We start from the raw sequence: 24,650 nt of genomic DNA, 5'->3' as shown, positions 1-24,650 counted from the left end.
TCCTGAGCGAGCGGAGCGAGACGAAGGGCCTCAGGGCTTGACGATCGGGATCGCCCCGGTCTCGGCGGCGACCTTGCGGCGGTAGAGGCGCCGTTGCTCGGGCAACGAGACGTCGAAGCTCACCGCGAGCACGCGGATCACCGCGGTGACGGCGATGCCGATGACCGCCGCGAGGGGGATTGACATGCCCAGGGCGTGCGCGATGACGATGAATGCGCATCCGCCACCGGCGGCCACGGCGTACAGCGAGCCGACGTGCATGATCGCGGTCGGCAGGCCCATGAGCATGTCGCGCAGCACGCTGCCGCCGACCGCTGCGCAGACGCCGATGAAGACGGCGGGAACCTCGGGGATGCCGAGGGCGAGGGCTTTGCTCGTGCCGAAAGCGCCGAACATGCCGATGACGATCGCGTCGAGCCCGACGATCACCTTGTTCAGACGTGTGAAGAGCCCGGCGAGCAGCATTCCGAAGAGCGCGGCCCCGGTCGCCGTCACGAGATACCACTGGTTCTGCAGTGTCGCCGGGGTCTGCCCGAGCAGGATGTCGCGGATGAGACCGCCACCCATCCCGATCATGATCCCGATGATCGCGACGCCGAGCCAGTCGAGGCGTCGCTGACCCTGGAAACCGGAGGCGAACAGGGCTCCCTGGACGCCGCCGAGCCCCACGCCCAGCAGATCCGCCCAGAACGGGATGATGAAGAGCGGTTCGGTCACCCGTCCATTGTCTCGCACGGAGGATAATCGATGGATGCCCACATATCGAGACGAAGCGGTGATCCTGCGCACCCACAAGCTGGGGGAGGCGGATCGCATCGTCACGATGCTGTCGCGGCAGCACGGCAAGATCCGCGCGGTCGCGAAGGGTGTGCGGCGCACGTCGTCGAAGTTCGGCTCGCGGCTCGAGCCGTTCATGGTCGCGGACGTGCAGCTCTATCAGGGGCGCTCGCTCGACATCGTGCAGCAGGCGGAGTCGCTCGGCTCCTACGGCGCCGACATCGTCGCGCACTACGAGCGTTTCACCGCCGCCAACGCGATGGTCGAGACGGCAGATCGGTTGAGCGATGCCGAGGCGACTCCCGATCAGTACCTGCTGCTCGTCGGCGGTCTGCGCGCGCTGTCACGAGGTGAACACGCCCCCCGCAGCATCCTCGATTCCTACCTCCTGCGCGTCATGGCCCTGTCGGGGTGGGCGCCCTCGTTCGGCGAGTGCGCCCGATGCGGTACTCCCGGCCCGCACTCGACCTTCGTCGTCCAACTGGGTGGCCTGGTGTGCACGTCGTGCGCGCCGGCGGGCAGTCCGCGCATCGGCGAGAAGGCGCTGGGTCTGCTGCGCGCGCTCATGGCGGGCGAGTGGGATGCCGTCGACGCGGCGTCCGCCGCCGACACCGCCGCCGCATCGGGCCTCATCAGCGCCTACGCCCAATGGCACCTCGAGCGGGGCATCCGCTCGCTCGCGCACGTATCCGACATCCCCGGAGGAGCACGGTGACCCCGAAGCCCTACACGCACAAGGACGCCGTCGCGTACCGTCCCCTCGACTGGACGGGGGTGCACCCGCCGGCGTTCCGCGCGGTTCCCGAGCACGTGGCGATCGTCATGGACGGCAACGGGCGCTGGGCGAATCGTCGGGGACTGAGCCGCGTCGAGGGCCACAAGGCCGGCGAGGAGGTGCTCCTCGATGTCGTCGCCGGTGCCATTCAGGCGGGGGTCAAGCACCTCTCGGTCTATGCTTTCTCGACCGAGAACTGGGCACGCTCGCCCGAGGAGGTGCGCTTCCTCATGGGATACAACCGCGACGTGCTGCACCGGCGCCGCGATCAGCTCAACGAGTGGGGTGTGCGCGTGCGCTGGGCGGGGCGCAAGCCGCGGCTGTGGGGCAGCGTCATCAAGGAGCTGCAGTACGCCGAGCAGCTGACGCGCGGCAACGACGTCCTGACGCTCACGATGTGCGTGAACTACGGCGGACGCGTGGAACTCGTCGATGCGATGCGCTCGATCGCGGCGGATGTCGCGGCCGGCCGGGTGAAGCCGAACGCGATCACCGAGAAGATGATCCGTCGCAACCTCTACGTGCCGGACATGCCGGACGTCGACCTGTTCCTGCGCAGCTCGGGTGAGCAGCGCACGTCGAACTTCCTGCTCTGGGAGTCGGCCTACGCCGAGATGGTCTTCCTCGACACGCTGTGGCCGGACTTCTCCCGCGAGGAGCTCTGGCGGGCGATCGGGATCTACCTCTCCCGCGACCGACGCTTCGGCGGCGCGATCGACGCGCCCGACGCCTCAGCCTGAGCGCGGAGCCACCGCTCCGCCTCGCGCGGATGCCGCAGACGCACGATCGTGAGATGAGGGAACGCGGCGGCGGCCACGGGCATCCGCTCCGTCCATTTGTCGAGCGTCGCGATCTGCCAGGCGAGGATGCTCTCCTCGGGCGAACCGCGGAACATGCGCCAGATCGGCTTCTCGACGTTGCCGTTCCACATCTTGGTGCGCAGGATGCTGCGACCGATCGTGCGACGCAGCAGTCGCGAGCGCACGACTCGGTAGGGGTAGTCGAGCCAGATCGCGAACTCCGCGCGCGGGGCGAGGATCCGGTCGGTGCCCTTGCTCGTGTACTGCCACTCGGTGACCCATCGGTCCTCGGACGCGAAGGCCCGGACGTCGTCGAGGAACTCCGGCCGCGGGGTCCAGTCCGGGCCGTGGAACAGCCCGTCCATCTCGACGTGGCGCAGCCCCCAGAGCCGAGCGACACGGCCGGCGAGGGTCGTCTTGCCCGAACCCGTGACCCCCGCCACCAGCACGCGCTGCGGCACCCGGGGGAGCGGATCGTCGGCGGACAGCATCCGTCGATCCTAGCGACGCCGGAATACGGAGTGGAGTGATGGGGTTGGAAGAGGGTGTGAGCGAACCCATCTCCATCGACATCTGGTCCGACATCGCCTGCCCATGGTGCTACATCGGCAAGCGCAATCTCGAGAAGGGGCTCGAAGCCGTCGCCGGTGATGACGACGCCCCGCAGGTGAACGTCACCTTCCACTCGTTCGAACTCTCGCCCGACACCCCCGTCGACTTCGACGGCGACGAGATCGACTTCCTCGCAGGGCACAAGGGAATGCCGCGCGACCAGGTCGAGCAGATGCTCGCCAACGTCACCGGCGTCGCCGAGAAGGCGGGCCTCCAGTACCGCTTCGATCTGCTGCAGCACACGAACACCGTCAAGGCGCACGAGCTGCTGCACTTCGCCAAGGCGCACGGCCTCCAGCACAAGCTGGAGGAGCGACTGATGTCGGCCTACTTCACCGAGGGCAAGCACGTCGGTCGCATCGACGACCTCGTCGCGCTCGCGGTGGAGGTCGGACTCGACGCCGACGCCGCGCGGCAGGCGCTCGAGACCGAGCAGTACCTTCCCGCCGTCCGTCAGGACCAGGCGCAGGCGCGCGCCTACGGCATCCAGGGTGTGCCGTTTTTCGTGATCGACGGGCAGTACGGGATCAGCGGCGCGCAGCCGCCGGCCGCATTCGAGAACGTGCTGCGCGACCTGTGGTCCAAGCGCGGAGACGCCGAGCTCGAGGGTGACGCGGAGGCCGAAGCCGCCGCCGTCTAACGCGTGAGCGCGCCTTCGATGGCGCTCACGATCGCGGGGTCGTCCGGCTTCTGCTTCGGCCGGAACCGGAGGACCTCGCCGTCGGGCAGCACCAGGAACTTCTCGAAGTTCCACTCCACGCGTCCGGCCTTGCCGTTCGCGTCGGGTGTCTCCTTGAGAGCCTTGAAGAGTTCGGCGGCGTTCCGCCCGTTGACCTTCACCTTGTCGTTCACCGGGAAGGTGACGCCGTAGGTGGTCGAGCAGAACTCCGTGATCTGCTCCACGGAACCGGGCTCCTGCAGGAACTGGTTGCTCGGGAAGCCCACCACGCTGAAGCCACGATCACCGTACAGACGCTGCAACTCCTCGAGCTGCTCGTACTGCGGGGTGAGTCCGCACTTCGACGCGACGTTCACCACCAGCAGCACATCGGCGCCGAGGTCATCGAGAGTCTTCTCGTTGCCCTGCGCATCGGTGAAGGGGATCGAACGGAGCGCGGAATCGGTCATACTCCACAGCTTAGGTCGATGGGGCACCACAGGCTCCGCGTCTGGGAGAATGGTCAGGACATGACTCTCGCCACCGCATCCGCGCGCACGCTTCGCATCGGTCCCATCGACCTCGACGTGCCGGTGGTCCTCGCGCCCATGGCCGGGATCACGAACACCGCCTTCCGTCGTCTGTGCCGTGAGTACGGTGCCGGCCTCTACGTCAGCGAGATGATCACCTCGCGCGCGCTCGTCGAGCGCAACGAGACGACGATGCGTCTGATCCGCCATCACGAGAGCGAGACGCCCCGGTCGATCCAGCTCTACGGCGTCGACCCGAAGACCATCGCCGAGGCCGTGCGGATCATCGTCGCCGAGGATCACGCCGATCACATCGACCTGAACTTCGGTTGCCCCGTCCCCAAGGTGACGCGCAAGGGCGGGGGAGCGGCCCTTCCCTGGAAGAGCTCGCTCTTCAGCGACATCGTCACGCAGGCCGTCAAGGCTGCGGGCGACGTGCCGCTCACGGTGAAGATGCGCAAGGGCATCGATCCGGACCACCTCACGTTCCTCGACGCCGGGCGCGCAGCCGAAGACGCGGGTGTCGCCGCGGTCGCCCTGCACGCCCGCACCGCCAGCGAGTTCTATTCGGGCAACGCCGACTGGAACGCGATCGGCGAGCTCAAGCAGGCCGTCACCAGCATCCCGGTGCTCGGCAACGGCGACATCTGGTCGGCCGACGACGCCGTGCGCATGATGGCCGAGACCGACTGCGACGGAGTGGTCGTCGGACGCGGATGCCTCGGCCGCCCCTGGCTCTTCGGCGAACTGGCCGCCGCCTTCGGCGCCGAGAGCCACCCGGTCGACGCGACCCTCGGATTCGTGGCCGACGCCTTCCGCCGGCATGCCGAGCTGCTGGTCGAGTTCTTCGAGGACGAGGACCGCGGGTGCCGCGACGTTCGCAAGCACGTGGCCTGGTACTTCAAGGGGTACCCGGTGGGAGGCGACATCCGCACCGGACTCGCGACGGCGTCGAGCCTCGCCGAGATCGATGACCTGCTCGGACGCCTCGATCACACCGCGCCCTACCCCGGAGCGGATGCCGAGGGCCAGCGCGGACGCGCCGGCCGTCCCAAGCGCCCGGCGCTTCCGGACAAGTGGCTCGACTCGCGCGAGATCGCCGCGTCGGCCTCGGAGATGATGCGCGGAGCAGAGATCGAGAACAGCGGTGGGTGACGCGGTCACACCGGCGCGCGCACCTCGCGGCGACGGATACGACGCGCGCGACGCCGAGCGCTTCTTCGCCGAGACCCATCGTTCGGAGCGCGACGACTTCGCCCGCGACCGGGCCCGCGTCCTGCACTCGGCGGCCCTGCGCCGCCTCGCCGCCAAGACGCAGGTGCTGAGCCCCGCGAGCACGGCCGACTTCGCCCGCAACCGCCTCACCCACTCGCTCGAGGTGGCGCAGGTGGGGCGCGAACTCGCCACCGCTCTGGGGGTCTCGGCCGACGTCGTCGACACCGCCTGCCTCAGTCACGATCTCGGGCATCCGCCCTTCGGCCACAACGGTGAGCGTGCGCTCAACGAATGGGCGGCCGACATCGGCGGATTCGAGGGCAACGCGCAGTCGCTGCGCATCCTCACACGTCTCGAGGCGAAGGTGCTCGACGACGACGAGCGCTCCGTCGGACTCAATCTCACGCGCGCGAGTCTCGACGCCACATGCAAGTACCCGTGGACGGTCGACAGTCCGGTGCCCGACCCCGGTGGCCGGCTCAAGTTCGGCGTGTACCCCGAGGACGAGGCGGTCTTCCGCTGGATGCGCGAGGGTGCGCCCGGGCGTCTGCGCTGCATCGAGGCCGAGATCATGGATCTCTCCGACGACATCGGCTATTCGGTGCACGACTTCGAGGATGCGATCGTCAACGGCTACCTCGACGTCGCCCAGCTCTCGGATCCGGCAGAGCACGAGGCCCTGCTCGGACGCATCCAGCAGTGGGTGGGGTACGACTTCACGCGCGAGGAGCTGGCCGACGCGCTCTACCGTCTCTCGTCGCAGTCGATGTGGCTCTCTTCGTTCGACCGCAGCCGCCAGTCGCTCGCGCGTCTGAAGAACCTGACGAGCGACCTGATCGGGCGCTTCGCCCGCGCGGCCGTCTCGGCGACCCGCGAGGCCTACGGCAGCAAGGCCCTGGTGCGCTACAACGCACACGTCGTCGTGCCGCGCGTGGTCGAGGCCGAGATCGCCGTGCTCAAGGGCATCATGGGCCAGGCCATCGTGACGATCGAGGCGCGCAAGGGCGTCTACAAGGAGCAGCGCCGGGTGCTCACCCGTCTCGCAGACGCACTCTGGCAGACCGACACGCTGTGGTCGGCCGGTGCCGATGTGCTCGAACCGGCGTTCGCCGCGGACTTCCACGACGCCGACACCGATGATCAGCGCGCCCGCGTCATCGTCGACCAGATCGCCAGCCTCACCGACCAGAGCGCGATCGACTGGCACAACCGCCTCGTGGGCGAGATCGACCCGGCCGAGGTCGGCATCTGGACCCCCCGTCACGCACGCCCCGGGGCGCGCGCGCACGCCGAGAGGTCGACCGTCGTCGAAGGGGCCCGCTGATGCCCCGCATCCGGCAGGCCGACGTCGACGAGGTCAAGTCGCGCACGAACATCGCCGACATCGTGGGGGAGCGCGTCGCGCTGAAATCCGCCGGTGTGGGATCGCTCAAGGGACTCTGCCCGTTCCACGACGAGAAGAGCCCGAGCTTCCACGTGCGCCCGCAGGTGGGGTACTACCACTGCTTCGGCTGCGGCGAGTCGGGAGACGTCTACTCGTTCCTGCGCGAGATGGATCACGTGAGCTTCACCGAGGCGGTGGAGCGGCTCGCCGGCCGCATCGGCTACACCCTCCACTACGAGGACGGCGGTGCTGCTCCCGAGACGAGCGGTCGGAGCCGGCTCTACGCCGCGAACACCGCGGCGGCCGAGTTCTTCCGGGCGCAGCTGCTGTCGGCGGATGCCGAGGCGGGGCGACGGTTCCTGGGCGAGCGAGGCTTCGACGCGGGTGCCGCCGCGCACTTCGGCGTGGGCTTCGCGCCGCGCGGATGGGACGGCATGCTCAAGGCGCTGACGGCCCAGGGCTTCACGCGCGAGGAGCTGAGCACCGCGGGCCTGGTCTCCACCGGGCAGCGCGGCGTGTACGACCGATTCCGCGGGCGCCTGGTCTGGCCGATCCGCGATGTGTCGGGCCAGACGATCGGGTTCGGCGCGCGCAAGCTCTTCGACGACGACCAGGGGCCGAAGTACCTCAACACCCCCGAGACGCCGATCTACAAGAAGGCGCAGGTGCTCTACGGTCTCGATCTCGCCAAGCGCGACATCTCCCGCGGAGATCCGCGGCGCGTCGTGGTCGTCGAGGGATACACCGATGTCATGGCGTGCCATCTCGCCGGCCTCACGACGGCGGTGGCGACCTGTGGAACGGCCTTCGGCGCCGAGCACATCAAGGTGCTGCGCCGGGTGATGGGCGACGACAACGCCTCGGGTGAGGTCGTGTTCACGTTCGACGGCGATGAGGCGGGACAGAAGGCGGCGCTGCGCGCGTTCACCGAGGACGACCGCTTCAACGCGCAGACGTTCGTGGCCGTGGCCCCCGACAGCCTCGACCCCTGCGACCTGCGGCTGCAGCGCGGTGATGCCGCGGTGCGCGGCCTCATGGACGCCAAGGTGCCGATGTTCGAGTTCGCGATCGACCGCAAGCTCGCCGGCTTCGACCTGGCGACGGTGGAGGGGCGCGTCGGTGCTCTGCGCGCGGCAGCCCCGATCGTGGCCGAGATTCGCGATCGCCTGCTGCGTCCCGGATACGAGCGCGTGCTCGCCCGCCGTCTGGGCATGGATCCGACCGAGGTGCACACCGAAGTGGAGCGCTCGGCGAGGGGCGGCTCGCAGAGCGCCCCGGCGCGGCGCGAGACGGTACCGTCCGGCGGGGGTGAGGGAGCGGCATCCGGAATCGCACCGGTCACGCTCGCGAGCCTGCCACGCTCGGCCGATGTCGCCGTGGAGCGCGATGCTCTGATGGGAGCGCTGCAGTACGGTCACCAGATCGACCAGCCGCTGCTCTCGCGGGCGCTCGGCGCCCCCCTGCGCACCCCGGCCCTCGATGCCGTGCGCGAGGCCGTGGCCGCCGCTGCCGACCGCACGCGGGCGGGGTGGGCGACGGATGCCGTCAACAGCGTGCGCGAGCCGTACCGCACGCTCGCGGGTGAACTGCTCATGATGCCCTTCCCCGCGCGCAACGAGGAGGGCGCCGTGGCCAGCACCACCGATCTCGCGCGACGCCTCATCATGCGGCAGCTCGAGAGCGAGAAGCAGGAGCTCCTGGGCGCGGTCCAGCGGGTGCCTGCCGACTCCGACGGCGGTCGTGCGCTCCGCATGCGATTGCGCGACATCGACATCGAGCGTCAGCGGTTCGTCGAGTCGTAACCCCCCACGGCCGTCGGGGGAGGGCAGGATGGGATGCATGTCCCGCAGGCACGCCTCCACCCACGCCATCGACTGCTCCGATCTGGTCATCGACCGGATCGGGCACGGCTCTCCGACGCGTGCGGTCGACGGCGTCTCGTTCTCGCTCGCCCCGGGCGCGCTCCTCTGCATCGCCGGTCCCACGGGATCGGGTAAGTCGAGCCTCGTGGCGGCGCTGGCCGGATCCACCGATCCCTCGGTGAAGGTCGTCGGCGGGCGCGCGGAGGTCTGCGGCGTCGATGCGCGGCGTCCCGGGCGCAAGCACCGCGTGCTCACCTACCGCTCGGGTTTCGTGCCGCAGGGAGCCGGCGCCGATCTTCCGCCCCGGCTCACGGTCAACGAGGTGATCGCCGAACCCATCCTGATGCGCGAGAAGCGCGTGAACAGCAAGGCGCTCTCGATTCGCGTCGCCACGCTGCTCGACGAGCTGCATCTGCCGCTCGGCACCGCGGCGAAGTTCCCCTACGAGCTGAGCGCGGGAATGCGCCAGCGCGTCGCGATCGCCCGTTCGTTCGTGCTCGAACCGCAGGTGCTCATCGCCGACGAGATCCTCGCGAACCTCGATCTCGAGGTGCGTCCGGTGGTCTTCGATGCGATCACACGGCGACGGAAGGAGCAGTCGATGGCGGCTCTGCTCGTCACGAACGACGCCGACTTCATCCGTGAGCTCAACGCCGAGACGCTCATGCTGCGCGCCGGGCACGTGGTCGCGCGGGGGGTCGGGAAGGACCTGCTCTGGGTGCCGAACGCGGAGGCGGATTCCCGGCGCTGAGCGCGACACGCCCGAGAGCGCGATAACCGCCTCCGGTGTCACGTGCACCGCTCGGAGTTTGCTAAGCTTGTCGAGTTGCCCGCGCAGCGGAGCACATTCCTCGGTAGCTCAATTGGCAGAGCAGCCGGCTGTTAACCGGCAGGTTCTTGGTTCGAGTCCAAGCCGGGGAGCCAATGAGAAGCCCCTCTTCGGAGGGGCTTTTCCCTTTTCTCGGTCGGCCCTCCTCGCCTCGCCGCTCGGGCGTTCGGCGAGGGCGTCCGGCCGCTCTCGCGTGCGCTCGGGGAATACGAGGGGTAGAGTGGCGTTGCATCTAATACCCCCAGGGGGTATCCACGAACACTCCGAAGGAGTTCCCATGAGCGACACCACCGCCGACTACCGGGTGACCGGGATGACCTGTGGCCACTGCGAGATGTCGGTCCGCGAGGAGGTCGAGCAGATCGAGGGCGTCGAGATCGTCGACGTCAGCGCGCAGACCGGGATGCTGCGCATCACCGCTGCGGACGTCGACGATGCGCAGATCCTCTCGGCCGTATCCGAGGCCGGGTACTCGGCCGTCCGCGTCTGATGACCGCCGGGGCGATCGGCGTCGACCTCGAGATCGGCGGGATGACGTGCGCGTCGTGCGCGACGCGGATCGAGAAGAAGCTGAATCGGCTCGACGGGGTGACCGCCACGGTCAACTACGCGACCGAGAAGGCGTCGGTCGCGGCGCCGGAGGGCTACGACCCGGCCGTCCTGATCGCCGAGATCGAGAAGGCCGGGTACACGGCGGCGCTGCCCGTCCGCGCCCAGGATGCCGACCCCGATGCCGCGGGCGAACCCGAGCTCGACGGCCTGCGCACCCGGCTCTGGGTCTCCGTGGCGCTGACCGTCCCCGTCATCGCGATGGCGATGATCCCGGCGCTGCAGTTCACCTACTGGCAGTGGGCATCGTTGACGCTCGCGGCTCCCGTCGTGGTGTGGGGCGGGTGGCCGTTCCACCGAGCGGCCTGGGTGAACCTCCGACACGGTGCGGCGACCATGGACACGCTCGTGTCGATGGGAACGATCGCGGCGTTCCTCTGGTCGCTCTACGCGCTGTTCTTCGGCATGGCGGGCATGCCGGGTATGACCCATCCGTTCGAATTCGTCCTGACGCCGTCCGACGGCGCCGATGCGATCTACCTCGAGGTCGCGGCGGGCGTGACGACCTTCATCCTCGCCGGTCGCTACTTCGAGAAGCGGTCGAAGCGTCGTGCGGGGGCGGCGCTGCGCGCTCTGCTGGAGCTCGGAGCGAAGGACGTCGCGGTGCTCCGGGGAGGTGTCGAGCAACGCGTCCCGGCGGACGATCTGCGGATCGGCGACGAGTTCGTGGTGCGCCCCGGTGAGAAGATCGCGACCGACGGCATCGTCGTCTCGGGTACGTCGGCCGTCGACGCCTCGATGATGACGGGCGAGTCCGTTCCCGTCGAGGTCGCCGCGGGAGACTCCGTCACCGGCGCGACCGTGAACGCCGGCGGCCGCCTCGTCGTCCGGGCGACACGGATCGGGGCCGACACCCAGCTCGCGCAGATGGCGCGACTGGTGGAGGAGGCACAGACCGGGAAGGCCGAGGTGCAGCGCCTGGCCGATCGCATCTCGGGTGTCTTCGTGCCGATCGTTCTGGTGATCGCGCTCGGCACGCTCGTCACCTGGTTCGCCGTCGGTGCGTCGGCCACGATGGCGTTCACGGCGGCCGTCGCGGTGCTGGTCATCGCCTGCCCGTGCGCCCTCGGCCTGGCGACGCCGACCGCGCTGCTCGTGGGTACCGGTCGCGGAGCCCAGCTGGGAATCCTCATCAAGGGCCCCGAAGTGCTCGAATCCACGCGCGCGGTCGACACGGTCGTGCTCGACAAGACGGGAACGGTCACCCGGGGCGCGATGAGCCTCGTGGACGTGATCGTCGAGCCGGGAGCGGATCGCACACGACTGCTCCGCCTCGCCGGTGCCCTCGAGGCCGCCTCCGAGCATCCGATCGGACGGGCGATCGCGCAGGCGGCGGAGGCCGAAGCCGGGACGCTTCCGGCGGTCGACGGCTTCGTCAACCACCCGGGCATCGGAGTGGAGGGCGTCGTGGACGGGCATCGCGTGCGCGTCGGCCGCGCGACGATGTTCGCCGAAGCGACGAGCACGCGTGACCACTCCATCCACGGTTCCCAGGAGGAGGCGGGGCGCACGGTCGTGACGGTCGGCTGGGACGGATCGGTCCGAGGCGTGCTCGTCGTGGCGGATGCCGTGCGGCCGACGAGCGCCGCAGCGGTCGAGCAGCTGAAGGCGCTCGGCCTCACCCCGGTGCTGCTGACGGGCGACAACGCGGCCGTCGCGCGTCATATCGCTCGCGAGGTCGGCATCGACGAGGTCATCGCCGAGGTGCTCCCCGCGCAGAAGGCCGAGGTCGTCGCGCGGCTGCAGAGCGAGGGACGAACGGTCGCGATGGTCGGCGACGGCGTCAACGATGCGCCTGCGCTCGCGCGTGCCGACCTCGGCATCGCGATGGGAACGGGAACGGATGCCGCGATCGAGGCATCCGACATCACGCTGGTCCGCGGGGATCTGCGCAGCGCCGTCGACGCGATCCGCCTGTCGCGCCGCACCCTGCGCACGATCCGGACGAACCTGTTCTGGGCCTTCGCGTACAACGTGGCGGCGATCCCTGTCGCCGCCCTCGGACTGCTGAACCCGATGCTGGCCGGCGCCGCGATGGCGTTGTCGAGCGTGTTCGTGGTCGGCAACAGTCTGCGCCTGCGAGGATTCCGCAGTGGCGCACGCGACGAGCGGAGAGAACGATGAGCGAGACGCACCCACACGCGCACCCGGAGCACGAGCACGAGGTGCCACCCCACGGAGGCCAGGCGAAAGTCGACGACCATTCCGGACACCCCGAGCACGCCGGACACTCCGGCCACGCCGGTCAATCCGGACACTCCGGGCACGCCGGTCATTCCGGCCACGGCGACCACGTGGGCCAATTCCGGCGACTCTTCTGGATCAACCTGGTGCTCGCGGTCCCCGTCGTGCTGCTCTCCCCGATGTTCGCGATGATCATCGGCTACGAGATCCCCGACGGCCCGGTGCGTTTCGTCGCCCCGGTGATCGGTTCGGTGATGTACGTGTGGGGCGGCCGGCCGTTCCTCCAGGGCGCCGTCGGCGAACTGCGCGCGCGACGCCCCGGCATGATGCTGTTGATCGCCCTCGCGATCACGGTCGCCTTCTTCGCCTCGTGGGGAGCGACGCTCGGGGTGCTGCATCACGAGCTGGAGTTCTGGTGGGAGCTCGCCCTCCTCATCGTCATCATGCTGCTCGGTCACTGGATCGAGATGCGCTCACTCGCGCAGACGACGTCGGCGCTCGACTCGCTGGCCGCGCTCCTGCCGGACGAGGCCGAACGCATCGAGGGCGAGCGCCCCGTGCGCGTGCCGCCCGACGAACTCCGCGTGGGCGATCTCGTCGTCGTGCGTCCCGGCGCGCGGGTACCCGCCGACGGCCGGATCGTCGACGGCAGCGCGGCGATGGACGAGTCGATGATCACCGGGGAGTCGCGTCCCGTGACCCGTACGCCCGGCGACATCGTCACGGCGGGCACGGTGGCGACCGATTCGGGCCTCCACGTCGAGATCACGGCGGTCGGTGACGACACGGCGCTGGCCGGCATCCGTCGACTCGTCGAGGATGCGCAGAACTCCACCTCGCATGCTCAGCGGCTCGCCGACCGTGCGGCGGCGCTGCTCTTCTGGTTCGCCCTGATCTCGGCGGCGGTGACCGCCGTGGTGTGGTCGGCCGTCGGCGACGTCGATGCCGCCGTCGTGCGCTCGATCACGGTCCTCGTGATCGCCTGCCCGCACGCCCTGGGTCTGGCGATCCCGCTCGTGGTCTCGATCGCGACCGAACGGGCCGCTCGCGCGGGCATCCTGGTGAAGGACCGGTTGGCGCTCGAGCGCATGCGCACCGTCGACACGGTGCTGTTCGACAAGACCGGAACGTTGACACGCGGCGAGCCGGTCGTCACCGACATCGCGGCGGCCGACGGAGTCGATCCGGCCCGTGTGCTCGCAGTGGCGGCGTCGGCGGAGGGTGACAGCGAGCACCCCCTCGCCCGGGCGATCGTCCGCGCGGCGGAGGAACGTGGACTCGACACCCCGTCGGCCGTCGGCTTCTCGTCGTCGCCGGCGGTCGGGGTCCGGGCGACCGTCGACGGTGCCGATGTGCGCGTGGGCGGTCCGAAGCTGCTCGATGAGATCGGAGCGCACGAGCTGCCCGTCGCCGAGACGTGGCGGGCGACGGGCGCGATCATCCTGCACGCGGTGGTTGACGGTACGGTGATCGGCGCATTCGCGCTGGCCGATGAGGTGCGCGCCGAGTCCCGTACCGCGGTCGACGACCTGCGTCGTCGCGGCGTGGAGGTCGTCATGATCACCGGAGATGCGCAGGCGGTCGCGGATGCCGTCGCCGCGGAGCTCGGCATCCGACGCGTGTTCGCGGGGGTGCGTCCGGAGGACAAGTCGGCGAAGGTCGCGGAGCTGCAGCGGGAGGGCAGGATCGTCGCGATGGTGGGCGACGGCGTGAACGATGCTCCCGCGCTGGCACAGGCGGACGTCGGGATCGCGATCGGCGCGGGCACCGACGTGGCGATCGCTTCGGCCGGGGTGATCCTGGCCAGCTCCGATCCCCGCGCCGTCGTGTCCGTCATCGAGCTGTCGCGTGCGACCTACCGCAAGATGTCGCAGAACCTCTGGTGGGCGGCTGGATACAACCTGCTCTCCGTGCCTCTGGCCGCGGGTGTGCTGGCGCCGATCGGGTTCGTGCTGCCGATGTCGGTCGGTGCGGTGCTGATGTCGCTGTCGACGGTCGTCGTCGCGCTCAACGCCCAGCTCCTGCGCCGGCTCGACCTCCGACCCGACGACCGCGACGTTCTAGCGGGAAGCTCCCGCGAGCGTGCCGGTCACGGGGCCTGAGGGGTCGAAGATCACGCACTGGATGGTCCGGTCGTCGTGCTCGTCCCACGAGGTCTCGCTCGGGATGAGGGGGAACACCTCGAACACCGACTCGGCCTTCTCGAGACCGATGAACGCCGTGTAGGGCTCTCCGATGCACTCCATGCTCGCCGCGTCGATGTCGGTCTCCGAGAAGTCGCCGTCGGGCATGGTGATCTCGTGGAAGACCTCCTGGTCGTGCGGCTCCGTGCAGGGCACCACGTCGATGTCTTCGCGCAGCCCGCTGGGGGCGTCCATCATGCAGTCGCCGAGCTCGAGGGCGACGATGTCGATGGTGGCCTCCTCCGTCACCTGACCCGTCCCGGAATCGCGTTCGGGTTCGTCCGAACTGCTGCATCCGAGCAGTGTGAGCGAGAGAGTCGCCGTGAGTGCGAGCGCGGCGAGGCCGCGGTGTGTACGCCGGGTCATGTGCGGCCTCAGCCTTCCAGGTCGTCGACGCCGGGCAGCCAGCTGGCGCCGGGACGGCCCCAGCCGCGCTTACGGGCGATCTTCTGCGCGGTCTTCCAGTCGCCGTCCGACAGGCGGTCCACGTAGAGGATGCCGTCGAGGTGGTCGAACTCGTGCTGCATGATGCGTGCGCGCCATCCGTCGACCGCGATCGACACCGGTGCGCCCGCGAGGTCGATGCCGGTGACCCGGACGTGCTCGGAGCGGCGCAGCGGGAAGCGCTCGCCCGGGAACGACAGGCATCCCTCGGACTCCAGGTCGGGATCGGGGGAGCCGGGCTCGATCGGAGTGATCCAGAGCTCGGGATTGATGATCACGCCGCGCCAGGGCTGATCGTCGTCATCGACGTACGAGTAGGTGTAGATGCGCAGGGCGACGCCGACCTGCGGTGCGGCCAAGCCGACACCCGGAGCGATGTCCATCGTCTCGAACATGTCGGCGACGAGGGTGCGGATCTCATCGGTGATCTCGTCGACGGGAGAAGCGGGGGAGTGCAGGACGGGGTCGCCCATGATGCGAATCGGAAGTACAGCCACGTCACAACCCTACTGGGCGCACTGCGACGGGTAGGGTCGTAGGGTGAGCGCAGGGGTGTGGAAGTGAACTCGGTAGAAGACGTCGGCGAGCAGCTCGTCGGTGTCTTCCAGAACCCCGGGCTGCTCCTCGGCATCCCGCTCGCGCTGGCCGGTGCGGTGTTCATGTCGCTCGGCGCGCAGTACCAGCACCGCGGCGTCGAGAAGGTCGAGCGCCTGAGCGGTTCGCAGGGGACGTCGGGCCTCAGCTTCGACCAGCTCCGCCGGCTGCTCACACGCCCCTCCTGGATCATCGGCACCCTGATGCTGGGCCTGGCGATCGTGTGCCAGCTCGCCGCTCTCGTGCGCGCTCCGCTCATGGTCGTGCAGCCGCTCGGCGCCATCGCGCTGGTGATCACGACACTGCTGAACGCCCGCATCTCCGGGCACTCGCCGACGAAGAAGTCCATCACCGCGATCATCTGCTGTGTCGGCGGCATCTTCCTGTTCGTCTTCTTCGCCGCGCTGTTCGCCACCGAGCGCGAGGTGCAGGATCGCGAACTGTTCGTGATCCTCGCCATTCTCCTCGTCGTGATCATCGTGCTCGGCGCCTGCTGGCTCGTATTGCGGCACCGCATGCGCGCCCTGTTCTACGTGATCGGCGCCGGTGTGCTCTACGGCTTCGTCGCCACCCTGGCGAAGGTCGTCATCAAGCGCATCGAGGCGGGGCAGTTCGAGTGGATCACCGCGATCTGCGTCATCGCCCTCGTCGCGGCCGCGGCGGTCGGGGCGTACTTCGTGCAGACCGCCTACAGCTCCGGCCCGCCCGACCTCGTCATCGCCGGCCTCACGGTCGTCGACCCGCTCATCGCCGTGCTCATCGGAATGGTGATCCTCGGCGAGGCGGCCGCTGCACCGCCTTGGGCGCTCGTGATCTACGGCGTCGCCGGGGCCGTCGCGGTCTACGGCGTGGTCAACCTCGCCCGCTACCACCCGCAGGTGCTCAGCGAGAGCCAGGAGATCGGCATCACGCGCGGCAGCGACGGCGGTACCGCAACGACGAACCCCGGCGCCGAGCAGGCACCGGGGTCCGAGGAGACGGATCGTCCGTAGAGCGGTTCTCGGTCCGCCCGATCAGTACGCCTGATCGATGAGATCCGGCGAGACCTCGGAGGCCGCGGCCTCGTCGACGAAGAAAACCGTGCGCTTGCGCCCGCGGGCACCGGCGACCGGAACACTCGTGTAGCTCGCACCGGCGAGGGCCAGGCCCAGCGCCGACGCCTTGTCGGCGCCCGTGAGCACCAACCAGACGCGCTTCGAGGTGTTGATGACCGGACGCGTCAGCGTGACGCGCTCGGGCGGAGGCTTCGGCGAGTTGCGCACGGGGAGAGCGGCCGCATCCGTCACCGTGACCTCTTCGCGATCGGGGAAGAGCGAGGCGATGTGCCCGTCGGGCCCGACCCCCAGGAAGCACACCGCGAACGCGGGCCACGGGTTCTCGTCGGTGCCGAAGCGCGCGAGCTCGGCGGCGTACGCGGCCGCCGCCTCGTCGAGGGTGAGGCCGTCATCGGAGCCGGCGACCTCGTGGATGTTCTCGGGCGGTACCGGGATGTGGTCGAGCAGCGCGTTGCGCGACTGGAGTGCGTTGCGATCGGCGTCGTCGCGCGGCACGAAGCGCTCGTCGCCCCACCAGAAGTGCACGAGCGACCAGTCGATCGACGCGGCCCGCGGGTCCTCGCGCGTCGCCGTCAGGACCGCGCCGCCCATCGAACCGCCCGTGAGGGCGACGTGGGCGACGCGACCGTTGACGGTACGGGCGCGCAGGCGCGTCAGGAAACGATCGGCGACCCGTGCGGCCACGTCGGTGGGGGTGGCCTCGACCACGACCCGCTTCTCTGCGGACGTTGCGTCGCTCACGTCGTCACTCTCCTGTCTCGGGCGGGCCCAGCTTCTCCCAGCCCTCGGTGATCACTCGACCGTACAGGAGGTCGGGATCCAGGCGGCGCAGCTCCTCGGCGAGGCATTCGCGAAGGGTGCGCCGGGGAAGGTGCAGGTCGTGGTTCGGCTGATCGGGCTGCGTGAGCTGGGCGACGCCGGGCGACGGGCGCTCGAGCAGGATGTCGCCCGACTCGCGGGTCAGCCGCACGGAACGGATGCCGTCGTGCCAGATCTCCGGCTGTTCGGAGAACCAGCGGACCGGAACCTCGAGAGCGAGCTGCAGCCAGGCGGCCAGCAGCGCGGTCGACGGGGAGGCGGCGGCGCCGCGGACCTCGATCGCGGTGATCGGCTCGAACGGCGGCTGATCGAGCACGGCCGCGAGCTGCTCGCGCCAGTGCGTCAGACGGGTCCACGCGAGGTCGGTGTCACCCGGGGCGTGGGTCTTGCCGAGCAGCGCGAGGCGGTCGCGCACGTCGTGCGCGGTCGCGGCATCCGTGATCCGGCGCTGGGCGATCCGGCCCAGCGGCGACGACGACGGCGAGGTCGGTGCCTCTTCCGGCCACCAGGCCACGACCGGAGCATCCGGCAGCAGCAGGCCCGTGATGAGGCTCTCCTCGTTGCTCGCGGCGTCGCCGTAAGCGTGTAGGACGACGACCTCGCTCGCTCCGGCATCCCCGCCGACGCGGATCTGGGCGTCGAGACGGGACTCGCCCTCGCCCGTGGTGAGCACGATGACGCGCATCGGGTGCTCGCGCGATGCGTCGTTGGCCGCATCGATGGCCGCCTCGGCGACGCCGTTGCGGGCCGAGATCACGAGGGTCAGCACGCGGCCGAGGGCGACGGCGCCGCCCTCTTCGCGCACCTTCACGAGCTGCTTGGCGACCTGGCTGACGGTCGTGTCGGGAAGGTCGATGATCACGGTCGTCTCCAGACTCGTCCGTCGCGGGCAAGCAGGGCATCGGCGGATGCTGGACCCCACGAACCGGGTGCGTACTGCTCAACCGGGCCGCCCTCGGACGCCCAGAACTTCTCGACGGGGTCGAGGATCTTCCACGAGAGCTCGACCTCCTCGTGCCGCGGGAACAGCGGCGGATCGCCCAGCAGGACGTCGAGGATGAGGCGCTCGTAGGCCTCGGGGCTGGCCTCGGTGAAGGCGTGGCCGTATCCGAAGTCCATCGTCACATCGCGCACGTTCGACCCGCTGCCCGGCACCTTCGAGCCGAAGCGGATCGTGACGCCCTCGTCGGGCTGCACGCGGATGACCAGTGCGTTCTGACCGAGCTCCGAGGCGTTGCCGCGTCCGAACAGGTGCTGCGGAGCGCGGTTGAAGACCACGGCGATCTCGGTGACGCGGCGGCCCAGACGCTTGCCGGTGCGCAGGTAGAACGGCACACCCGACCAGCGGCGCGTGTCGATCTCGAGCTTGATCGCGGCGTAGGTCTCGGTGGTCGACTCGGGGTTCATGCCTTCCTCGTCCAGGAAGCCGGTGACCTTCTCGCCGCCCTGCCATCCACCCGCGTACTGGCCGCGCGCGGTCGCCTGCGAGAGGTCGTCCGGTACGTGCACCGCCGCGAGGACCTTCTCCTTCTCGGCGCGCAGGTGCTCGGCGGAGAGGCTGATGGGCTCCTCCATCGCGGTGAGCGCGAGCAGCTGGAGCAGATGGTTCTGGATGACGTCGCGCGCGGCGCCGATCCCGTCGTAGTACCCCGCGCGCCCGCCGACGCCGATGTCCTCGGCCATCGTGATCTGCACGTGGTCGACGTAGTTGCGGTTCCAGATCGGCTCGTAGAGCTCGTTGGCGAAGCGCAGAGCGAGGATGTTCTGCACCGTCTCCTTGCCCAGGTAGTGGTCGATGCGGAAGATCGAGTCGGCCGGGAACGCGACCTCGAGCGCGGCGTTGAGCGCACGCGCGGAGTCCAGGTCATGCCCGAACGGCTTCTCGATCACCACGCGCCGCCAGCGCGAATCCTCGTCGGCATCCTCCCCGACCAGTCCCGAGTCCTTCAGCTGCTTCGCGACGAGCGGGAAGTCCTTCGGCGGGATCGACAGGTAGTAGGCGTGGTTGCCCATGGTGCCGCGTTCGACGTCGAGCTGGTCGACGGTGTCCTTCAGCTTCTGGAACGACTCGGGGTTGTCGAACTCGCCCGAGACGAACCGGATGCCCTGCAGCAGCTGCGCCCACGTCTCCTCACGGAACGGCGTGCGCGCGTGCTGCTTGACGGCCTCGTAGACGACCTGGGCGAAGTCCTGGTCCTCCCAATCGCGTCGGGCGAACCCGACGAGTGCGAAGCCGGGCGGGAGCAGACCGCGGTTGGCGAGGTCGTAGACCGCCGGCATGAGCTTCTTGCGAGACAGATCTCCGGTGACGCCGAAGATCACCAGGGCGCTGGGCCCGGCGATCCTGTTGAGACGGCGGTCATCGGGATCGCGCAGCGGGTTGTGCCCGCGCGAGAGGGGAACAGACATCGGTGAGGGATTCTCCTGCTGACTACTTCTGTGCGGCTTCGAAGAGGGTGAGCACGTCGGCCGACGAGTCGGTGATCGTCAGGGAGACGACGGGGCGACCGTGCTCGGCCAGGACTGCGGCGTCGCCGGCAGCCTGAGCCTCGATGAGCTGGCCGAACGTGAACGGTCGCTCCGGGATCTCGAGATCGACATCGGTGCGCTCGAGGATCTGCAGGAAGACGCCCTGGGCGGGGCCTCCCTTGTGGTACTGACCCGTGGAGTGCAGGAAACGCGGTCCCCAGCCGAACGTCGTCGGGCGACCGGAATCGGCGGCGACGAGCTCGCGGAGACCCTGCAGCTGCGAGACCTCGAGGCGGTTGACGTAGGCCTGGATCGAGACGTAGCCGTCTTCGGCGAGCTGCGCCCACAGGGCGTCCAGCACGCCTTCGACGGTGCCCGAGACGGCGAGAGCCGGGTCGGACACGCGCACCTCGACGCCGTTCTCGGTGAACGCCGGAGCGGTCGGCTCCGGGCGCGCGTCGAGTAGACCGCGGGCCGCGACCTTCGCCGACTCGACGTCGGGCTGGTCGAACGGGTTGATCCGCAGCAGGTGGCCGGCGATCGCGGTGGCGTACTCCCAGACGATGAGCTGCGCGCCGAGCGAGCCGCTGACGAGGATCTCGCCCTCGTGACGCTCGTGCAGGTGGAACTCGTTGGCGTCGTCGACGAGACGGACGATCTGGAGGTCGGCGGGCTTCGAATCGAGCTCGGGGGAGACCGGCAGCAGGACCACGGGGAGGATTCCCGTGCCGTCCTTACCCGTGGACTCGGCGATCAGCTGCTCGATCCAGTCCGGCAGGCCCTTGATGTGGGTGCCGTCGGTGATGAGGCCCAGCTTGTCCCGGCGGGGATTGGTCGCGGCGATGGCCGCGCCGAGGCGCAGCGCAGGGTTCTCGGCCGAGTCGACCGCGACCTCGAGCAGCGAGGCCTCGGCCTCGTTCAGGAGCTCGTCGATGTCGACGCCCGCGAGGCCGGACGGCACGAGGCCGAACGCGGTCAGCGCGGAGTAGCGACCGCCGACGTTCGGGTCGGCGTTGAACACGCGGTAGCCGGTCTCGCGCGCCGAGACGTCGAGCGGGGAGCCCGGGTCGGTGACGACGACGATGCGCTCCAGCGGGTCGATGCCGAGGTCGCGGAAGGCGGCCTCGAACGTGCGGCGCTGGGAGTCGGTCTCGACGGTCGAGCCCGACTTCGAGGAGACGACGAGCACGGTGTCGGCGAGTCCTTCGTCGAGGGCCGCGAGCACCTGGCCCGGGGCCGTCGAGTCGAGGATCGTGAGCGGCTTGCCCGCGGTCTGAGCGATCACCTCGGGGGCGAGCGACGATCCGCCCATGCCCGCGAGGACGACGCGGTCGACGCCCTTCGAGGCGAGCTGTTCGCGGAGTGCGACGATCTCGTCGACGAGCGGACGCGAGACCGAGACGGCCTCGACCCAGCCCAGACGGATGGAGGCCTCGGCCTCGGCCGCCGGGCCCCAGAGGGTCGGGTCTCCGCCGGTGATCCGCGAGGCGACCAGGTCGCGCACGAGTGCGGGGACGACCTCGTCGATCGCGACGCGAGCGTCGCCGGAGGCGTGGATGCCGAAGGTCATCGCTGTGCCTCCAGCGTCTCGGCGACCTGTGCGAGCAGGTCGTGCCAGGAGTCGATGAACTTCGCGACGCCCTCGTCCTCCAGCACCTGGGTGACGTCGACGAGGTCGATTCCGACCTCCGCCAGCGCGTCGAAGACGGCGTGCGCCTCGGCGTAACCGCCCGTGATGGTGTCACCGGTGACGACGGCGTGGTCGAAGGTCGCCTCGAGCGTCTTCTCCGGCATCGTGTTCACGACGCCGGCCGCGACGAGCTCGGTCACGTAGAGCGTGTCGGGCAGCGAGGGGTCCTTGACGCCGGTGGAGGCCCAGAGCGGGCGCTGCAGGTTCGCGCCGGCGGCGAGGAGATCCTGCGCGCGCTTCTCGGCGAACTTCTTCTCGAACAGCTCGTAGGCCAGACGCGCGTTGGCTAGGCCGGCCTTGCTCTTGAGGGCCTTCGCCTGGTCGGTGCCGATCGCGTCGAGGCGCTTGTCGGTCTCGGTGTCGACGCGCGACACGAAGAACGAGGCGACCGAGTGGATGCCGGCGAGGTCGATGTCCGCCGCCTGCGCGCGCTCGAGGCCCGCGAGGTAGGCGTCGATGACCTCTTCGTAGCGCTCGAGGCTGAAGATCAGGGTGACGTTGACGCTGATGCCCGCGGCGATCGCCTCGGTGATCGCCGGCAGGCCCGCCTTCGTCGCGGGGATCTTGACGAGGAGGTTGGGGCGGTCGATCTTGCTCCACAGCTCCTTGGCCGATGCGACGGTGCCGTCGGTGTCATGAGCGAGGTCGGGGGAGACCTCGATCGACACGCGGCCGTCGACGTGGTTCGAGGCCTCCCACACCGGACGGAACACGTCGAGTGCGGCGGCGACGTCCTGCGTGGTGGCCGCGAACACGGCCTCCTCGGCGGAGGCGCCGGAGGCGGCGAGCTCGGTGACCTGGGCGTCGTAAGACGTGTTGCTCTTGTCGGTGAGCGCGTTCGCGAAGATCGTCGGGTTCGTGGTGACACCGACGACGTTGCGCGTCTCGATCAGCTCGGCGAGGTTGCCGGAGGAGATGCGGGTGCGCGAGAGGTCGTCGAGCCAGATGCTGACGCCGGCGGCGGCGAGCTGTGCGGTGGGGGTGCTCATGCGTTCTCCTTGGTGCTGTGTGCGGCGATGGTCTCGCGAGCGGCCGCGATCACGGCCTCCGTGGTGATACCGAACTTCTGGAACAGGGTCTTGTAGTCGGCGGATGCGCCGAAGTGGTCGATGCCGACCGAGCGTCCGCGGTCGCCGACGATGCCGCGCCACGTGAGCACGGAGCCGGCCTCGACCGACACGCGCGCGGTGACGGCGGCGGGGAGCACGCTCTCGCGGTAGGCCTCGTCCTGCTCGTCGAACCACTCGAGCGAGGGGGCCGACACGACGCGCACGCCGATTCCCTCGGAGGCGAGTGCGGCGCGGGCCTCGACGGCGAGCTGCACCTCGGATCCGGTGGCGACGATGATGACGTCGGGCGTGCCGTTCGCGGCTTCCGCCAGCACGTAGGCACCGCGGGCGGTGCGGTCGGCCGAGGCGAAGACCTCGCCTTCCGCGTCACCCTCGCCGCGCTCGAACACCGGGATGTTCTGACGGGTGAGGGCGATGCCGGCCGGACCCGCCTGGCGACGCAGGATCTCGAGCCAGGCGGCCGAGGTCTCGTTCGCGTCGGCGGGGCGCACCACCGCGAGGTTCGGGATGGCGCGCAGGGTCGCGAGCTGCTCGATCGGCTGGTGCGTGGGTCCGTCCTCGCCGAGCGCGACGGAGTCGTGGGTCCAGACGAAGACGCTGGGCACGTTCATGAGCGCGGCCAGACGCACGGCGGGGCGCATGTAGTCGCTGAAGATGAGGAACGTACCGCCGAAGGCGCGCGTCTTCCCGTGCAGCACGATGCCGTTGACGATCGCGCCCATGGCGTGCTCGCGGATGCCGAAGTGCAGCACGCGGCCGTACGGGCTGCCCGACCACTCGTGGGTGGACCACTCGGCCGGGATGAACGACGGGGCGCCCTTGATCGTCGTGAGGTTCGACTCGGCGAGGTCGGCCGATCCGCCCCAGAGCTCGGGGAGCTCGGCGGCGAGCGCGTTGATGACCTGGCCGGAGGCCGCACGGGTCGAGACGTCCTTGCCGGCCTCGAAGACCGGCAGGGCGTTCTGGATGTCGGCGGGCAGTTCGCCCGCCTCGAGACGGTCGAGGAGCTGCTTGCGCTCGGGGTTCGCCGCGGCCCAGGCGTCGAAGGACTCCTGCCACTCGGCACGGATGCCGGCGGCGCGGTCGGCGAGACCGCGGGTGTGGGCGATGACGTCGTCGGCGACGACGAACGTCTCCTCGGCGTCGAAGCCGAGGACCTTCTTGGTGGCGGCGAGCTCGTCGGCGCCGAGCGCCGAACCGTGGATCTTGCCGGAGTTCTGCTTGCCGGGCGACGGCCAGCCGATGATCGTCTTGAGGATGATGAGCGAGGGCTTGGAGGTCTCGCCCTTCGCGGCGTCGATGGCCGCGTTCAGCTCGGCGACGTCCTCGACGTACTCGCCGGTCTTCTTCCAGTCGACCGTCTGCACCTGCCAGCCGTAAGCCTCGTAGCGCTTCGCGACGTCTTCCGTGAAGGCGACGTTGGTGTCGTCCTCGATGGAGATCTGGTTCGAGTCGTAGATGGCGATGAGGTTGCCGAGCTGCTGGTGGCCCGCGAGCGAGGACGCCTCGCTCGTCACGCCTTCCTGCAGGTCGCCGTCACCGGCGATGACGTAGACGAAGTGGTCGAACGGGCTGGTGCCCGCTGCCGCCTCGGGGTCGAACAGGCCGCGCTCGTAGCGGGCGGCGTAGGCGAAGCCCACGGCCGACGCGAGGCCCTGGCCCAGGGGACCGGTGGTGATCTCGACGCCCTTGGTGTGACCGTACTCGGGGTGTCCCGGCGTGAGCGAGCCCCAGGTGCGGAGCGCCTTCAGGTCGTCGAGCTCGAGGCCGAAGCCGCCGAGGTAGAGCTGCACGTACTGCGTGAGCGAGGAGTGTCCGACCGAGAGGATGAAGCGGTCGCGACCGAGCCAGTCGGTGTCGGTCGGGTCGTGCCGCAGCACGCGCTGGTAGAGGAGGTAGGCGGCAGGAGCGAGGCTCATGGCCGTGCCGGGATGCCCGTTTCCGACCTTCTCCACGGCGTCCGCCGCCAGGAGGCGAGCGGTGTCCACCGCGCGCCGATCGATCTCATCCCACTGCAATTCCGACACGTTCATGCCCTTTCCGACAGTTTCGAGGGCGCCCGTATTCCCTGCGCCTCCGCATCGTCACGGA

Annotated in this window: 22 protein-coding genes and 1 tRNA gene; 12 read left to right on the top strand and 11 right to left on the bottom strand. The window is 69.6% G+C overall.

From position 1 onward, the window contains the following. Positions 1-30: 30 nt before the first annotated feature. On the bottom strand, positions 31-717 hold the full coding sequence (locus ACZ5Y9_RS10870; protein ID WP_247622234.1) for a trimeric intracellular cation channel family protein: 687 nt from the start codon (positions 715-717) through the stop codon (positions 31-33). A 34-nt stretch (positions 718-751) separates the two neighbouring features. On the opposite strand from ACZ5Y9_RS10870, the gene recO reads away from it, so the two are divergent. Together recO and ACZ5Y9_RS10860 are read left to right on the top strand one after the other, a co-directional pair. Then, on the top strand, positions 752-1,492 hold the full coding sequence (gene recO / locus ACZ5Y9_RS10865) for a DNA repair protein RecO (protein WP_247622235.1): 741 nt from the start codon (positions 752-754) through the stop codon (positions 1,490-1,492). Beyond that, on the top strand, positions 1,489-2,292 hold the full coding sequence (locus tag ACZ5Y9_RS10860) for an isoprenyl transferase (RefSeq protein WP_247622236.1): 804 nt from the start codon (positions 1,489-1,491) through the stop codon (positions 2,290-2,292). The genes recO and ACZ5Y9_RS10860 overlap by 4 nt, the downstream gene beginning before the upstream one ends. Here ACZ5Y9_RS10860 and ACZ5Y9_RS10855 read toward each other — a convergent pair. Then, on the bottom strand, positions 2,232-2,843 hold the full coding sequence (locus ACZ5Y9_RS10855; RefSeq protein ID WP_464471322.1) for a P-loop NTPase family protein: 612 nt from the start codon (positions 2,841-2,843) through the stop codon (positions 2,232-2,234). The genes ACZ5Y9_RS10860 and ACZ5Y9_RS10855 overlap by 61 nt on opposite strands. A gap of 56 nt (positions 2,844-2,899) precedes the next feature. Between ACZ5Y9_RS10855 and ACZ5Y9_RS10850 the strand changes: the two genes are divergently transcribed. After that, on the top strand, positions 2,900-3,604 hold the full coding sequence (locus tag ACZ5Y9_RS10850) for a DsbA family oxidoreductase (protein WP_464471321.1): 705 nt from the start codon (positions 2,900-2,902) through the stop codon (positions 3,602-3,604). Here the strand turns inward: ACZ5Y9_RS10850 and ACZ5Y9_RS10845 are convergent. Next, the gene (locus tag ACZ5Y9_RS10845; RefSeq protein ID WP_247622239.1) at positions 3,601-4,092 is read right to left on the bottom strand and encodes a glutathione peroxidase; all 492 of its coding nucleotides are present in this window, start codon (positions 4,090-4,092) and stop codon (positions 3,601-3,603) included. The genes ACZ5Y9_RS10850 and ACZ5Y9_RS10845 overlap by 4 nt on opposite strands. Positions 4,093-4,152: 60 nt before the next feature. Between ACZ5Y9_RS10845 and dusB the strand changes: the two genes are divergently transcribed. The 8 genes from dusB to ACZ5Y9_RS10805 all read left to right on the top strand — a co-directional run bounded on the left by dusB (position 4,153) and on the right by ACZ5Y9_RS10805 (position 14,337). After that, positions 4,153-5,307 carry a tRNA dihydrouridine synthase DusB gene (gene dusB / locus ACZ5Y9_RS10840; RefSeq protein ID WP_247622240.1) on the top strand — a complete coding sequence of 385 codons (1,155 nt, stop codon included), beginning with the start codon at positions 4,153-4,155 and terminating at the stop codon, positions 5,305-5,307. Beyond that, complete coding sequence (locus ACZ5Y9_RS10835; RefSeq protein ID WP_247622241.1) at positions 5,300-6,691, top strand: deoxyguanosinetriphosphate triphosphohydrolase; 1,392 nt, start codon at positions 5,300-5,302, stop codon at positions 6,689-6,691. Before dusB ends, ACZ5Y9_RS10835 begins: the two co-directional genes overlap by 8 nt. After that, positions 6,691-8,553 (top strand): DNA primase, encoded by a 1,863-nt coding sequence (gene dnaG, locus ACZ5Y9_RS10830; protein WP_464471320.1) that lies wholly within the window; start codon positions 6,691-6,693, stop codon positions 8,551-8,553. The genes ACZ5Y9_RS10835 and dnaG overlap by 1 nt, the downstream gene beginning before the upstream one ends. 37 nt (positions 8,554-8,590) lie before the next feature. Further along, positions 8,591-9,364, top strand: coding sequence for an ATP-binding cassette domain-containing protein (locus tag ACZ5Y9_RS10825; RefSeq protein WP_464471319.1), 774 nt, complete (start codon positions 8,591-8,593; stop codon positions 9,362-9,364). Between the two features lie 97 nt (positions 9,365-9,461). Further along, positions 9,462-9,537: transfer RNA gene (locus ACZ5Y9_RS10820), tRNA-Asn, on the top strand. Between the two features lie 182 nt (positions 9,538-9,719). Then, positions 9,720-9,932 carry a heavy-metal-associated domain-containing protein gene (locus ACZ5Y9_RS10815; protein ID WP_247622244.1) on the top strand — a complete coding sequence of 71 codons (213 nt, stop codon included), beginning with the start codon at positions 9,720-9,722 and terminating at the stop codon, positions 9,930-9,932. Beyond that, entirely contained in the window at positions 9,932-12,175 is a 2,244-nt protein-coding gene (locus tag ACZ5Y9_RS10810) for a heavy metal translocating P-type ATPase (RefSeq protein ID WP_464471318.1), read from the top strand. The genes ACZ5Y9_RS10815 and ACZ5Y9_RS10810 overlap by 1 nt, the downstream gene beginning before the upstream one ends. Further along, positions 12,172-14,337, top strand: a complete 2,166-nt coding sequence (locus ACZ5Y9_RS10805; RefSeq protein WP_464471317.1) for a heavy metal translocating P-type ATPase — start codon at positions 12,172-12,174, stop codon at positions 14,335-14,337. The genes ACZ5Y9_RS10810 and ACZ5Y9_RS10805 overlap by 4 nt, the downstream gene beginning before the upstream one ends. Here the strand turns inward: ACZ5Y9_RS10805 and ACZ5Y9_RS10800 are convergent. After that, positions 14,296-14,784, bottom strand: a complete 489-nt coding sequence (locus ACZ5Y9_RS10800; RefSeq protein WP_247632056.1) for a hypothetical protein — start codon at positions 14,782-14,784, stop codon at positions 14,296-14,298. The genes ACZ5Y9_RS10805 and ACZ5Y9_RS10800 overlap by 42 nt on opposite strands. 8 nt (positions 14,785-14,792) lie before the next feature. Then, a complete protein-coding gene (gene def, locus ACZ5Y9_RS10795) occupies positions 14,793-15,359 on the bottom strand; it encodes a peptide deformylase (RefSeq protein ID WP_464471316.1) in 567 nt (188 codons plus the stop codon). A 63-nt stretch (positions 15,360-15,422) separates the two neighbouring features. Here def and ACZ5Y9_RS10790 point away from each other — a divergent pair, with 63 nt between their 5' ends. Beyond that, positions 15,423-16,448, top strand: a complete 1,026-nt coding sequence (locus ACZ5Y9_RS10790) for a DMT family transporter (protein WP_464471315.1) — start codon at positions 15,423-15,425, stop codon at positions 16,446-16,448. 21 nt (positions 16,449-16,469) lie between these two features. On the opposite strand, the gene pgl is transcribed toward ACZ5Y9_RS10790, so the two are convergent. From pgl to tkt, 6 genes are read right to left on the bottom strand one after another with little or no spacing between them, the layout of a single operon-like run. Next, positions 16,470-17,252, bottom strand: coding sequence for a 6-phosphogluconolactonase (gene pgl / locus ACZ5Y9_RS10785; protein WP_247622250.1), 783 nt, complete (start codon positions 17,250-17,252; stop codon positions 16,470-16,472). Positions 17,253-17,256: 4 nt separating this feature from the next. Next, positions 17,257-18,192, bottom strand: a complete 936-nt coding sequence (locus ACZ5Y9_RS10780) for a glucose-6-phosphate dehydrogenase assembly protein OpcA (RefSeq protein ID WP_247622251.1) — start codon at positions 18,190-18,192, stop codon at positions 17,257-17,259. Continuing rightward, positions 18,189-19,739, bottom strand: coding sequence for a glucose-6-phosphate dehydrogenase (gene zwf / locus ACZ5Y9_RS10775; protein ID WP_247622252.1), 1,551 nt, complete (start codon positions 19,737-19,739; stop codon positions 18,189-18,191). The genes ACZ5Y9_RS10780 and zwf overlap by 4 nt, the downstream gene beginning before the upstream one ends. A gap of 22 nt (positions 19,740-19,761) precedes the next feature. After that, positions 19,762-21,369, bottom strand: coding sequence for a glucose-6-phosphate isomerase (locus ACZ5Y9_RS10770; protein ID WP_464471314.1), 1,608 nt, complete (start codon positions 21,367-21,369; stop codon positions 19,762-19,764). Continuing rightward, positions 21,366-22,478 carry a transaldolase gene (tal, locus tag ACZ5Y9_RS10765; RefSeq protein ID WP_247622254.1) on the bottom strand — a complete coding sequence of 371 codons (1,113 nt, stop codon included), beginning with the start codon at positions 22,476-22,478 and terminating at the stop codon, positions 21,366-21,368. Before tal ends, ACZ5Y9_RS10770 begins: the two co-directional genes overlap by 4 nt. Beyond that, a complete protein-coding gene (gene tkt / locus ACZ5Y9_RS10760; protein WP_247624678.1) occupies positions 22,475-24,586 on the bottom strand; it encodes a transketolase in 2,112 nt (703 codons plus the stop codon). Before tkt ends, tal begins: the two co-directional genes overlap by 4 nt. Positions 24,587-24,650 lie beyond the last annotated feature (64 nt).

The sequence above is a fragment of the Microbacterium sp. T3-8 genome, assembly GCF_055398145.1.
The sequence above is the reverse complement of the archived record's forward strand: the minus strand, read 5'-3'. Positions and strand labels throughout refer to the sequence as shown.

Bases quoted from the DNA above. Each gene is read 5' to 3' on its own strand.
- ACZ5Y9_RS10825 (WP_464471319.1), top strand. From the start codon at position 8,591: ATGTCCCGCAGGCACGCCTCCACCCACGCCATCGACTGCTCCGATCTG.
- ACZ5Y9_RS10810 (WP_464471318.1), top strand. From the start codon at position 9,932: ATGACCGCCGGGGCGATCGGCGTCGACCTCGAGATCGGCGGGATGACG.
- ACZ5Y9_RS10770 (WP_464471314.1), bottom strand. From the start codon at position 21,369: ATGACCTTCGGCATCCACGCCTCCGGCGACGCTCGCGTCGCGATCGAC.
- dnaG (WP_464471320.1), top strand. From the start codon at position 6,691: ATGCCCCGCATCCGGCAGGCCGACGTCGACGAGGTCAAGTCGCGCACG.
- ACZ5Y9_RS10815 (WP_247622244.1), top strand. From the start codon at position 9,720: ATGAGCGACACCACCGCCGACTACCGGGTGACCGGGATGACCTGTGGC.
- recO (WP_247622235.1), top strand. From the start codon at position 752: ATGCCCACATATCGAGACGAAGCGGTGATCCTGCGCACCCACAAGCTG.
- ACZ5Y9_RS10800 (WP_247632056.1), bottom strand. From the start codon at position 14,784: ATGACCCGGCGTACACACCGCGGCCTCGCCGCGCTCGCACTCACGGCG.
- tal (WP_247622254.1), bottom strand. From the start codon at position 22,478: ATGAGCACCCCCACCGCACAGCTCGCCGCCGCCGGCGTCAGCATCTGG.
- dusB (WP_247622240.1), top strand. From the start codon at position 4,153: ATGACTCTCGCCACCGCATCCGCGCGCACGCTTCGCATCGGTCCCATC.
- ACZ5Y9_RS10855 (WP_464471322.1), bottom strand. From the start codon at position 2,843: ATGCTGTCCGCCGACGATCCGCTCCCCCGGGTGCCGCAGCGCGTGCTG.
- ACZ5Y9_RS10845 (WP_247622239.1), bottom strand. From the start codon at position 4,092: ATGACCGATTCCGCGCTCCGTTCGATCCCCTTCACCGATGCGCAGGGC.
- zwf (WP_247622252.1), bottom strand. From the start codon at position 19,739: ATGTCTGTTCCCCTCTCGCGCGGGCACAACCCGCTGCGCGATCCCGAT.
- ACZ5Y9_RS10805 (WP_464471317.1), top strand. From the start codon at position 12,172: ATGAGCGAGACGCACCCACACGCGCACCCGGAGCACGAGCACGAGGTG.